General features: G+C 71.5%; 8 protein-coding genes. 4 read left to right on the forward strand and 4 right to left on the reverse strand.

From position 1 onward, the window contains the following. The 4 genes from VIW71_RS14345 to VIW71_RS14360 form a co-directional block, all read right to left on the reverse strand. On the reverse strand, window positions 1-2,932 hold a 2,932-nt coding region (locus VIW71_RS14345), incomplete at its 3' end, for a beta-ketoacyl synthase N-terminal-like domain-containing protein (protein ID WP_331622602.1). A gap of 36 nt (window positions 2,933-2,968) precedes the next feature. Continuing rightward, window positions 2,969-3,892 carry a thioesterase domain-containing protein gene (locus VIW71_RS14350; protein WP_331622603.1) on the reverse strand — a complete coding sequence of 308 codons (924 nt, stop codon included), beginning with the start codon at window positions 3,890-3,892 and terminating at the stop codon, window positions 2,969-2,971. Next, the gene (locus VIW71_RS14355; RefSeq protein WP_331622604.1) at window positions 3,876-4,142 is read right to left on the reverse strand and encodes an acyl carrier protein; all 267 of its coding nucleotides are present in this window, start codon (window positions 4,140-4,142) and stop codon (window positions 3,876-3,878) included. The genes VIW71_RS14350 and VIW71_RS14355 overlap by 17 nt, the downstream gene beginning before the upstream one ends. A gap of 1,687 nt (window positions 4,143-5,829) precedes the next feature. Next, window positions 5,830-7,329 carry a flavin monoamine oxidase family protein gene (locus tag VIW71_RS14360; RefSeq protein WP_331622605.1) on the reverse strand — a complete coding sequence of 500 codons (1,500 nt, stop codon included), beginning with the start codon at window positions 7,327-7,329 and terminating at the stop codon, window positions 5,830-5,832. Between the two features lie 357 nt (window positions 7,330-7,686). Between VIW71_RS14360 and VIW71_RS14365 the strand changes: the two genes are divergently transcribed. The 4 genes from VIW71_RS14365 to VIW71_RS14380 all read left to right on the forward strand — a co-directional run bounded on the left by VIW71_RS14365 (window position 7,687) and on the right by VIW71_RS14380 (window position 11,788). Then, window positions 7,687-8,175, forward strand: coding sequence for a cupin domain-containing protein (locus tag VIW71_RS14365; protein WP_331622607.1), 489 nt, complete (start codon window positions 7,687-7,689; stop codon window positions 8,173-8,175). 127 nt (window positions 8,176-8,302) lie between these two features. After that, on the forward strand, window positions 8,303-9,250 hold the full coding sequence (locus tag VIW71_RS14370; RefSeq protein ID WP_331622608.1) for an NAD-dependent epimerase/dehydratase family protein: 948 nt from the start codon (window positions 8,303-8,305) through the stop codon (window positions 9,248-9,250). A gap of 25 nt (window positions 9,251-9,275) precedes the next feature. Then, a complete protein-coding gene (locus VIW71_RS14375; protein WP_331622609.1) occupies window positions 9,276-10,145 on the forward strand; it encodes an RNA polymerase sigma-70 factor in 870 nt (289 codons plus the stop codon). A 122-nt stretch (window positions 10,146-10,267) separates the two neighbouring features. Next, window positions 10,268-11,788, forward strand: a complete 1,521-nt coding sequence (locus tag VIW71_RS14380; RefSeq protein ID WP_331622610.1) for an MFS transporter — start codon at window positions 10,268-10,270, stop codon at window positions 11,786-11,788. The last annotated feature ends 198 nt before the right edge of the window (window positions 11,789-11,986 follow it).

Genomic DNA, 11,986 nt, shown 5'->3' on the forward strand with positions numbered 1-11,986 from the left:
GAGGCGCGGGCAGCGCGGGCGCTGCGGACTCCGCGGCCCGCGCGCCGACACCGGCCGGGACCGGTACGGGCGCCGAGGTGACGGGCGAGGGCAGCACCACCCGGTAGCCGTTGTCCAGGGCGTCGCGGTACTTGGCCTTGCGCGCGTCCGACACGTAGTTGATGCCGTTGAGGGGAATCGTCATCCCCTTGACCGGCTTCTCGACCGGGACCGCCGCGGTGTACCGGTCGGCGGTCGCCAGCGGCAGCCCCAGCACGGCGAGCTGCGCCACCGCGCGCTTGAGCGCGAGGTCGGCGTCCTGGTTCGGGCCGGCGTCCAGGGACAGCACGGTGTGCTCGCGGTCCCCGAGGATGTCGCGGACCAGCCGGGTCAGCACACCCCGGGGGCCGAACTCGACGAAGGTGCGGAAGCCCGCCTGGTACATCTCCTCCACCCGGTCGGCGAAGGCCACCGGGTTGATGAGCTGCTCAGCCAGCACCCGCCGGTTCGCCTCGACGCTGTCGCCGTACGACGCGCCGGGCGTGTTGGCGAAGACCGGTCCGTGCGGCGCCCCGATCTCGGCGTTCTCCACGTCCCCCCGGAAGGCCTCCAGCGCGTGGGCGACGAACGGGGTGTGGAACGCGGCCGACACCGGCAGCCACTTGGCGCGTACGCCCGCCGCCTCGGCGGCGGCCAGCAGTCGGTTCACCGACTCCGTGGAGCCGCCGACCACGGTCTGCTCGGGGGCGTTGCGGTTGCACACGGCCAGGTCCTCGATGCCGGCCATCAGCGCGAGGGTGGCCGGCTCGGAGGCGGTGACCGCGACCATCGCGCCCGCGTCGAAGCCCTCGGTGTCGGGCGGCGCCATCGCCGCGCCCCGGGCGCGGGCCAGCGACAGGAACGTCGCGTCGTCCACCGCGTCGGCCGCCCACAGCGCGGTCAGCTCACCGAAGCTGTGGCCGAGGAACCCGTCTGCGGCGAAGCCCAGTTCACGCAGGTAGCGGTACTGGCCCATGGACAGCGCGCCGATCGCCGGCTGCGCGTACTCGGTGCGGCGCAGCGACTCCTCCTGCGCCTGCCGCTGAGCCTCGCCGAAGGCCGGCGCCGGGAAGGCCACCCGGGACAGCGTCTCGGTGCCCTGGAAGTACTGGTTGGCCTGGTCGAAGGCGGTGCGCAGCGGCGGCAGCGCGATCACGGCGGTACGGCCGGCATCCACGTACTGGCTGCCCTGGCCGGCGAAGAGCGCCCCGATCTTGCCGGGGTCGGCGCCCTTGGCGCGGAAGTAGACGCCCTTGGGGTGCGTCCAGTGCGGCGCGTCCGGGCGGGCGCGCAGACCGTCGAGGGCGAGCGCGCGGAGCTCCTCCAGCTGGTCCTGGCCGTGGGCGGCCAGCGCGATCCGGGCGTGGCCGGACGGCGCGGCCTCCTGCGCCGCGGGGGCGCCGGAGGCGAGCAGTGCTTCGAGAGCGGCGGTGTCGGGCGCGTGCCACAGGTGCACCGCGGCGACCGGCGCGACCGTCTGCACGGTGCTGTCGTCGCCGTACTCCTGCAGCACGCAGTGGAAGTTGGTGCCGCCGAAGCCGAAGGACGAGATCGCCGCGCGCCGCTGCGGGCGCTCCGGGTCGCGGATCCAGGGCCGGCTGACGGTGTTGACGTAGAACGGGCTGTTCGCGAAGTCGATCGCCGGGTTGGGCGCGTCCACGTTGATGGTGGGCGGCAGCACCCGCTGGTGCAGGGCCAGCGACAGCTTGATCAGCCCGGCGGCGCCCGCCGCGGCCTTGGTGTGCCCGATCTGCGACTTGACACTGCCGACCGCCGCGTACTGCCGCTGCTTGGTGCTGTCGCCGACCACCTCGGCGAGCGCCGACAGTTCGGTGGCGTCGCCGACCGCGGTACCCGTGCCGTGCGCCTCGAAGAGCTCCACCGAGCTGGGCGAGCAGTCGGCGTCCTCGTAGGCGCGGCGCAGGGCGACCGTCTGGCCCTCCTTGCGGGGGGCGTAGATGGACTTGAAGCGGCCGTCGCTGGAGGAGCCCAGGCCGCGCAGGACCGCGTAGATCCGGTTGCCGTCGCGCTCGGCGTCGGCCAGCCGGCGCAGTGCCAGCATGCCGATGCCCTCGCCGATCAGGGTGCCGTCCGCGTCCTGGTCGAACGGGCGGATGCGGCCGGCCTTGGAGAAGGCGGGGGTCTTGCTGAAGCACATGTACATGAAGATGGTGTTCTCGGCGTCGCAGCCGCCGGTCAACATCGTGTCGGCGCGGCCTTCGAGCAGTTCGCTGACCGAGGCCTTGAGCGCGCCGAGCGAGCTGGCGCACGCCGCGTCGATCGTCATGTTGGTGCCGCCGAGGTCCAGCCGGTTGGCGATACGGCCGGCCACCACGTTGCCCAGCATGCCGGGGAAGGAGTTCTCCTCCCAGGGCGCGAAGGCAAGCTTGAACTTCTCCGCGATCTCCTCGGCGTCCCGCTCGGACAGCCCGCAGCTGCGCACCACTTCCTTGATCACCGGCGTCTGGAGCCGGGCGGACAGCGGCTGGGTGAGCTGGTTGGCGCCGGTGATGCCGAGGATGACGCCGGTGCGTGACGGGTCGTACCAGGACTGTCCGGCGTCGGCGTCCTTCAGTACGTCGCGGGCCACGACCAGGCTGAGCAGCTGGAGGACGTCGGTGACCTCCAGGGTGTTCGGCGGCAGGCCGAACTCCAGCGGGTTGAACGGCACGTTGGGCATGAAGCCGCCGCGCTTGGCGTAGGTCTTGTCCGGCGCGGAGGGGTCGGGGTCGTAGTGCTCGTTGACGTCCCAGTGGCCGGCCGGCACCTCTTCGATGCAGTCGGCCGCCGACATGACGTTGCCCCAGAACTCCCGCAGGTTGGCGGACTTGGGAAACAGCGCGGACAGACCGACGATGGCTATGGGATCACGCGCGAGCCGACGGTCGAGGTCGGCTCCCTGGTTACGGTTCACTGCGAAGCTCTCCTGCTTTCGGAAGCGGGGACCGGATCACGGACGGGCGGCCGACAGCTCCTCGCCGGGCGCCGGGCGCGCCGGGATGCCATCGGATGCGTCGGCGAGCAGCGCGTGCGCGATGACCGCCGCCGAGTCGGAGCGGGTGAGCATGGTGTAGTGGTCGCCGGGGCACGGCAGAACGGTCAGGCCGTGCGCCGCGAGTTCCGGCCAGCCCAGGTCCGGGTCGCCGTGGATGAGGCTGCGGTCGGCCTTGAGCAGCACCAGCGGCAGTACGGCCGGCTGCGGCCGGTGCACCGCTGTCAGCCGGTTGTTGCGCAGCAGCCCGTCGACATACGTGTCGTACAGCTTGCGCAGTCCCGGCATTGAGGTGTCGGCCGGCAGGACTCCGGCGGTGACGCAGGCGTCCAGCACGGCGGCCAGCCCGGACTCCAGACCGTGGCCCGTGTACCGGTCGGGCGGGCCGGGCAGCACCCGGTCGCGCTTGGCGCCCAGGTACATGGTGAACCAGTCCAGAAGCATCGGCTGGTCCAGGTCGTCGTCCGCGGGGGTGTACGCCTCGGTGGGCGCGATGCTGTCCAGCAGGACCAGCCGGCCGGGCAGCGTACGGACGGGCATCATGCCCGTCATGGTGTGCGCGACGACCCCCCCGAACGACCAGCCCACCAGGGCGGACGGGCCGTCGGGGGACTCGGCGAGCAGCAGATCCAGCAGCCGGGAGGCCATGTCGTCCACCGTGGTGGTGGGACGGTCCCCGGTCAGCGCCGGCTCCCAGTACTCCGGCAGCGCGCTGAGGTCGAGCACGGTCAGCCCGCTGCCCTCGGGCAGCGCCGCGGCGAGCGTCCGGTGGACGGTCGCCGGCAGCGCGCCCGGGTGGACCACGAAGACGGTGCGCCCGCCGCTGTCCGCGGCGCGGTACCGGTTGACGACCTGGGGTACGTTTCTAGGCCGCGTCGGCACGCTGTGCGCTCTCTTCAGCTATGAACTCGGCCAGTTCCTTGATCGTCGGGTGGTACCACAGCGCCGTGGTGCCCAGTTCGAACCCGAGCCAGTTCTCCAGCTCGCCTGCCAGGATGAGGGCCTCGGTGGAGTCCAGGTCGAGTTCGTCGAAGAACCGTTCCGGGGCCACCTCACTCGGATCCACGCCAAGGCGATGGGCGATCTTGTCGATCAGCCAATCCTGTGCGTCCTTCGCCGCGACAACGGCCATCGTCCGGACCTCCGGGGAATATCGGCTGGTGGTCGGCCGCAAGCGTGCGGCCCGTGTGTCATCGAGTGCCGATGCTAGAGGAGAAAACCCGGGATTACAGCGGCTCAAGACCGGTGGTGGTCATTATTAACCTGGAGGTGTCAGAATTAAAATATAGCAGTTAGTAGTCACTTAGTTGAGTGGAGCATTATTGTCGCTGAGGAAATACGCAGGTCACCGGTTGTTTCCCGTAAACGTGACAGCCGGACCGGGTGCGGCCGGTGCGGACCCCGTATCCGGCGACCCAAAGGGAACATACCGGCAGGAATCGCGAAGCACAGGAAGCCCCGGGCGGCGCAAGGTCCTCGCCGGTCGCGGGCGCCGGCGACGAGGACTGCGCCCTGGTTCCCACCACGACCGCGGCGTGGCCGCCTCCGGCAGAACTACCGGTACGCGCCGGATCACCAGGCCGCGACCAAGGCCGACACCCGCCTGGTCACACCGGTCGGCGGCCGGTCTCTTCCGGACCACCGCGGCGACCGCCGGGCACGGGAGGAGTCCGGCGCCGGCAGGTCTTCCGCAACGCCGCGGTGATCCCGGCAGCGGAGACGCCGGCACCGGGGCCACTCGTCCCGCACCCTCAAGGGCGACGGTTTGCACCACGCCGTACCCGGCGGCGCCCGGCTCCACCAACTCGCCCTGACCGGAAGCGAAGACGCCACCGGACAACCTGCGACGCCCGCCACGAACGCGAAGATCGTTAAACGGGAAACCCACAGCCGCCGCCCGGCCCTGGGCGTCCCCGGCCACCGGCTCCACTTGCCGCCCCGGACACCGCCCTGCGGCAGACCTTGGCCGGGCCGTGCGGGGGAGGATGCCGGCCGGACGCGCAACACAGGACAGGCCGCGTAACACAGGCCTCATTGGCCGCAGTCACCGCACCCATGACACGTCGTGTGAACGGCCGCCGTACAGCAGCGGATCCCCGGTTGGCCAAACCGGTGCTTATTGAGAAATTGGATATTGTCCGCCCAGCTCAAAGGGCTTGCGTTCTCGGTTGGAGAACTATTCACCGCGAGGCTGGACTTCATGTGGTTTCCATCCATTGTTGTGTCTTCCGCCGACTCACACCCATCAGTCCGTTTTCTTGAACCTGCCCGGAAGCACCGGACACGTGAACATGTATGCCGCAGGGCACGACGGCACTGCCTCCCCTTCCAGCACGGGAAGGCCCGTCGCGATACCCACTCCCCCGGCTCTCCGGGCCGCACGGGCAGGGATGCGAGCGTCTCGACGTCCGGCGTGAGCCGTTCGGGCGCGTCGAGGCTGGGGCTGAGTCCGACGATGCCGTCCGTGGACCAGGCTCCGACCGGAGCGACACCGTCGGCGACGCCCCAGTAGGAGGCGGGTCGAGTCCCGGGGGCCGGCGGTCTGCGGGCCGAGTGTCAGAGGGACGACGCAGCGGCCACCGCGGCGGCGGAACCGCCGGAGGAAACGGAGACACCGCGCCCCGGCCCGAGCTGGCACCCTCGCCTTGGTCGCACACGGCCTCGGCCCGGCTTCGGCCGACGTCCCGGACTCGCCGTCCGGGCGGGCGGTGCTCCGCTGCCCCGCGGGCGCTCGACGGCGCCTCGGCCGGCTCATGGTGCGCGACGGCCCCGGGTCGTGGGGACCCGGGGCCGTGCGCGGCGCGGAAGGTGCGGGGCGGTCAGCCGCCCAGGATCTCGGCCGCCGCGCGCTCGCCGGAGCGGACCGCGCCCTCCAGGTGACCGCACCAGTGGGTCGCCGTCTCGGCACCGGCCCAGTGGATCAGGCCGACCGGCCGGCGGATCGCCGCCCCGTAGCGGGTGAGGACGCCAGGGGCGGCGAAGGCCGGCGCCCCGCCGCGGGTGTACTCCTCGGAGTCCCAGCGCTTCAGGATGAACTGGGAGGGCCGGCCTGCCTGCGGGCCGAAGTAGTTCGCGAGATCGGCCAGCGCCCTCTGCTGGATCTCCCCGTCGGTCAGCCCGTCCACCTCCCGCATCTGGTCGCCGTCGAGTGCGCCGATCAGGGCCCCGTACGCGCCGTCCGGCGGGGAGTTGTCGAAAGTGCTGCGCACGCTTCCGCTGGTGGAGGCCGCCTGGCCGTTGAGGCCGGCGTCCCGCCAGAAGGGCGTGTCGTAGACGGCGATCACCTTGCCGATGGAGCCCAGGGGGAACCGCTGGGTGAGTTGGTCGCGGGCGGCGGGCAGCGCCGGGGCGTAGACGATGCGCGAGGCGAGCGTGGGGGGCAGGGCCACGACCACCGAACGGGCCCGGTACGAGAAGGAGTCGGTGGCGACCGTGGCGGTGGTGCCGGACTGCGTGATCTTCCGGACCGGCGAGTTGAGCACCACACCGGAGCCGAGAGAGGCCGCCATCCTCGTGGCTATCTGCTGCGGCCCTCCCGTGAAGCGCGAGTCGCGGGCACCGCCGACGGTCCCGATGAGGCGTTCCACCGTGCCCTGGTCGCTCTCGTCGCCCGAGGCCGCGATGTAGAACAGGAACCACAGCATGGACATGTCCCTGGCCTCGGCCGAGAGCGCGCCATTGGCCATGACGCGGACGATGGCCTGCACATTGGGGTCCGAGACGTTGGCGGTGGCCCAACTGTCCAGGGTCTGCGCGTCCAGCGCCTCGGCGTCCGGGGCGGTCCAGGGGGCGTCGACCGGGACGGTGGCCGCCATCGCGTCGAGGGTGGCGATGGTCTGGAAGAGGGCCTGGAGCGAGGCGTCGGGAAGGGGCGGCAGAAGGCCGGAGAACCGGGTCGGGGTGCCGTCGCTGTAGTAGACGCCGTCACCGGCGTTGTAGCCCTGGAAGGTCTCCACGCCGAGGCTGGTGGCCAGCGCCTGGAGGTGGGTCTGCGTGGGGCCGGTGAACTGGGCGCCCGCCTCCACGTGTCCGCCGTTGTCCAGCGTGACGTCGTGGACGCGCCCGCCGACGCGGTTACGGGCTTCGAGGACCAGGACCTGCTTTCCGGCCGCGGCGAGGTCGCGGGCCGCGGTCAGCCCCGCGAATCCCGCGCCCACCACGATGGCGTCGAAGACCTTCGACGCGGCGTCGGCGCCGGAGGGCGAGTCGGTGCGGCTGAGCGCCCGCGCGGGGCTCGCCGCCATGGCGCCGGCCGCTCCGGCGGCGCCCACGCCCAGGCCCGCGTTCAGCAGACTTCTTCGACTGAGGTGCTTCGACACGGGATTCCCCTTGCCATCAGTGATCAATCGTTGGCCACCCGGGCCCGGAGTAAATGCTTAGCGCGCCGCCAATCACTCTGTCGCGGTTCCGACCGGCAATATGTCAGGTAAAGCATTGTGTGGACACGCCCAGAAGTCACAGGTATGGTCCCGGTATCGCGACGCAGAACGGAATACCTGTTCGGGGGCGTCCGTCGAGGCGCCGCAGCCGTTCACCCGGCCGGTTCGCAACCCGCCGGAAAGGCTCCACCCAGACCATTCGTGCGCGTCCGGGATCACCGCCCACCTGTGCAATTGATTCGGAATTCCCCGTTCCGGGCACCCGCGACCCCCAACCGCTTTGCAGGAGGAAGAATCATGCCGTCCTTCCGACACGAACCCGTCCTGGTCCGTGGAGCGCAGGCCGAGACGATCGCCCACGCGACAGGTGCGGCCCACCTGCTGACAGACGCGAGCAGCACGGCCGGAGCCCTCAGCTGCCACCGCGTGGCCCTGGCCGAAGGCGCCGACGGCGCCATGCCGCACTACCACGCCAACTCCTCCGAGCTGTTCTACGTGCTCGACGGCACGCTGCAGATGCTCCACGGCGACACGGTCATCGAGGCCGGCCGGGGCGACCTGGTCGTCGTTCCGCCCGGCATGCCGCACGCCTTCGCCGCCGCCCGGGGCAGCGAGCTGGAGATGCTGATCACGATCACGCCGGGCGTGGAGCGCTTCGATTACTTCCGCCTGCTGGGCCGCGTGGTCACCGGACAGGCCTCCTACGACGAACTGCGCGCGGCCGAGGACCGGTTCGACAGCCACTCGGTGGAGAGCCCGGTGTGGCAGAAGGCCAGGACCGCCTGAGCCCCCGAAACGACAACCACTGTGACGTACATCACGATATGTGGTTGTCACGGGAGGCACAGCCGTCTCGTCCTTTCTATGGCACGAACTCGTGAACACCGCAAACAGTGATCTTTCAGGAGGAATCATGCGCGTTCTCGTCGCCGGAGGCAGCGGCGTCATCGGAAGGAAGTTGCTGCCCCTGCTCACCTCCGTGGGCCACGACGTCGTCGTCATCGCCCGTTCGGGCAAGCGCGTGGTGCGCCTGGAAAGCACCGGCGCCAAGATCGTGATCGCCGACGCCCTCGACCGCGACGCGGTCCTGCGGGCGGTGGACGAGGCCGGCCCCGACGCGATCGTCAACATGCTCACCGCGATCCCCTCCGAGCTGAACCCGCGGCGTCTGGCCAAGGAGTTCGAGCAGACCAACCTGCTGCGCACCGTGGGCACCAGGAACCTGATCGAGGCCGGCGAGCGCAGCGGGGTCCGGCAGGTGATCTCGCAGGGTCTGGCCTACGCCTACGAGCCCGACGGCAGCGGGCTGGCGAACGAGGACACCTCCTTCTGGACCCGGCCCCCGAAGCAGTTCGTGCCGGTGCTCGCCGCCCTGAAGGAGCTGGAGCAGCGCACCCAGGCGGCGAGCGGCCTGGTGCTGCGCTTCGGGCACCTCTACGGCCCCGGCTCGATCTACGCCTCGGACGGTTCCTTCGTCCAGCAGGTCAAGGCCGGCAAGGTCCCGCTGGTCGGCGGGGGCACCTCCACCTTCTCCTTCACCCATGCGCACGACGCGGCGACCGCCATCGTGGCCGCGCTGGACAAGACCGTCTCCGGCGCCCTCAACATCGTCGACGACGACCCGGTCCGGATGAGCGTGTGGCTGCCGGTGCTGGCCGACATCCTCGGCGCCAAGGCCCCCAAGGGCGCGCCGGCGGCCATCGCCAAGCTCGCCGTCGGTGGGTGGGGCGTGGCGTACATGACCCGGTTGCGCGGCGCGGACAACGCGCGGGCCAAGCTGGCGCTCGACTGGCGCCCGCGGCACGCCTCGTGGCGCGACGGTTTCGCCGCGGAGCTCAAGGGCAAGGCTGTGGCAGCCTGATTCGCAGTCGAGCAGGGAGTGCGAGATGGGTGACCCGGCCGAGGAGTTCGAGCAGCACCGCCCGTTGCTGCTCGGACTCGCCTATCGTCTGCTCGGCAGCATGTGGGACGCCGAGGATGTCGTCCAGGACGCCTTCCTCAGATGGGTCAGAGCCGACCGCACCGGTGTGCGGGAACCCCGCGCCTACCTGATGACCGTGGTCTCGCGGCTGGCCATCGACCAGTTGCGTTCGGCCCGCGTCGCCAGGGAGGAGTACCCGGGGCCGTGGCTGCCGGAACCGGCCGAGACGCTCGCGCTCGGACCGCTGGACACCGCGGAACTGCGGGACACGGTCTCCTACGCCATGATGCACCTGATGGAGCGGCTCTCGCCGCCGGAGCGGGCGGTGTTCGTCCTGCGCGAGGCGTTCGACGTGCCGTACGAGGAGATCGCCGAGATCCTGGGCACCTCCACGGCCAACTGCCGCCAGCTCCACCACCGGGCCCACACCCACGTGGCGCGCGGCCGCGGCCGGTTCCAGCTCTCCAGGGAGGACCACCTCAGGCTCCTCACCCATTTCCTGCACGCCTCGCACAGCGGCGACGTGACCGCGCTGGCCTCGATGTTCAGCGAAGACGTGATGGCCTGGAACGACGGCGGCGGCAAGGTCAGGGCGGCGTTGCGGCCGGTGAGCGGGCGGTCCAAGGTGGCGGCCTTCGTCACCGGGCTGCTGGCCCGGTATCCCTCCGGCCAGGAACACATCGTCGACTTCAACGGGGAGCTGACCCTGCAGACCTCCATCGACGGCGGACGGCAGTTCGTCGCCTTCGACATCCGCGACGGCCTGATCCACGGGATCTTCGCCGTGCTCAACCCGGACAAGCTGCGCCGGCTGGATCCCGCGCTCGGGTCCTGACGGCGCCCCGCACCACCGGGGCACCGCTTCCACGGCACAGGTGTCCGCACGCCCCCTCGCGCTCCGGACCACGGGCGGACCGGACCGCACACCCCCGTCCTGAGCGACGACAAGGATTGCCCATGTCCGAAAGTTCTGTGCGCCCAGGCCCGGACCGCGCCCCCGCGCACCCAGCCGAGGCCGGCGCCGGCGTCCGCGCACCCAGCAAGGCACTGGCCCTCGTCCTCATCGCGACCGCCCAGATGATGGTGGTCCTGGACGTCTCCGTGGTGAACGTGGCCCTGCCGTCCATCCAGCGCTCGGTGGGCTTCTCCGCCACCGGCCTGGAATGGGTGGTCAACGCCTACGCCATCGCCTTCGGCGGTCTGCTGCTGCTCGGCGGGCGGGTCGCAGACGCGTTCGGGCAGCGCCGGATCTTCGTCATCGGCGCCGCGCTGCTCACCGCCGCCTCGCTGTTCGGCGGCCTGGCGACCGGCCAGGCCTGGCTGCTGACCGCCCGCGCGGTCCAGGGCGTGGCCGGTGCGCTGCTGGCGCCCGCCGCACTGGCCCTGTTGACCACCACCTTCAGCGAGGGCTCGGAGCGCAACCGGGCCATGGGCGTGTACGGCGCGGTGTCCGGCATGGGCGGCGCGCTCGGCAACGTCCTCGGCGGCGTCTTCACCGACACCCTCGGCTGGCGCTGGGTGCTGTTCGTCAACGTGCCCATCGGCCTGGCCGTCGCGCTCGCGGCGCCCCTGGCGTTCCGGGAGACCAGGCGCGCGGCCGGGCGGCTCGACCTGCCGGGCGCCACGGCGGTCACGGCGGGCATGTCGCTGGTGGTCTACGGCCTGGTCCACGCCACCTCCCATCCCTGGGGCAGCGCCGGCACCGTGACCCCGCTGGCCGCCGGCGGCGCACTGCTGGTCGCGTTCCTGCTGATCCAGGCGCGCAGCCGTTCGCCGCTGATGCCGCTGGGCATCCTTGCCGACCGCAACCGCAGCGGCGCGTACCTGATCATCCTGGTGCTGGGCGCCGCGCTGATCGCCCTCTTCTACTTCCTGACGCTCTTCCTGCAGAACATCCTCGCCTTCAGTCCCATGCGCACCGGGTTCGCCTTCCTGGCTTTCGCGGTCGGTGTCATGGTGGCGGCCACCGCCGGCGGGAAGGCCCTCGGCCGGACGGGTGTCCGGCCGCCGCTTGCCGTCGGCACCCTGGTGTCGGCCGCCGGCCTGTTCTGGCTGGCCCGCATCGACGTGCACAGCGGCTACTTCGCCGACCTGTTCGGCCCGCTCCTCGTCACCGGTGCCGGCATGGGCCTGTGCTTCGTGCCGCTGGCCGTGGCCGCCATGTCGCGCGTACGGCCGCAGGAGGCGGGCGTCTCCTCGGCGCTGCTCAGCGCGGGGCAGCAGCTGGGCGGCGCGCTCGGGCTGGCCGTGCTGGGCACCGTGGCCGCCTCGGCCACCCGGGACCGGCTCGCCTCGGCCTCGGCCCACCATGCGGGCGCCTCGCCCGTGCGGCTGGCACAGCAGGCCATGACGCACGGATACAGCACGGCGTTCCAGATCGCGGGATGGGTGCTGGTCGCGGCCTTCCTGGTGTCCGTCACCGCCGTCAGCATGTCGGCCGAGGACACCGCGGCGGCGGGTTCCACCGTCCCCGTCTGACCCGTACCGGCTCTGGCCGTTCCGGCTGTTCCGTCCCCACAGAGCCGTCCGACGAGCCGTCCGACGAGCCGTCCGGCGGGCACGGTCGGACGGGGCCGCCAGACGGGCGCCGTCGGATACGGGACTGCCGGCAGGGACCGTCCGACGCGGCCGGTCGCCACTCCGCGCGAGAAGGGCCGCCCCACAACGGGGCGGCCC

This window comes from Streptomyces sp. (assembly GCF_036524955.1).
Lineage (GTDB): Bacteria > Actinomycetota > Actinomycetes > Streptomycetales > Streptomycetaceae > Actinacidiphila.

Bases quoted from the DNA above. Each gene is read 5' to 3' on its own strand.
- VIW71_RS14355 (WP_331622604.1), bottom strand. From the start codon at position 4,142: ATGGCCGTTGTCGCGGCGAAGGACGCACAGGATTGGCTGATCGACAAG.
- VIW71_RS14370 (WP_331622608.1), top strand. From the start codon at position 8,303: ATGCGCGTTCTCGTCGCCGGAGGCAGCGGCGTCATCGGAAGGAAGTTG.
- VIW71_RS14365 (WP_331622607.1), top strand. From the start codon at position 7,687: ATGCCGTCCTTCCGACACGAACCCGTCCTGGTCCGTGGAGCGCAGGCC.
- VIW71_RS14380 (WP_331622610.1), top strand. From the start codon at position 10,268: ATGTCCGAAAGTTCTGTGCGCCCAGGCCCGGACCGCGCCCCCGCGCAC.
- VIW71_RS14375 (WP_331622609.1), top strand. From the start codon at position 9,276: ATGGGTGACCCGGCCGAGGAGTTCGAGCAGCACCGCCCGTTGCTGCTC.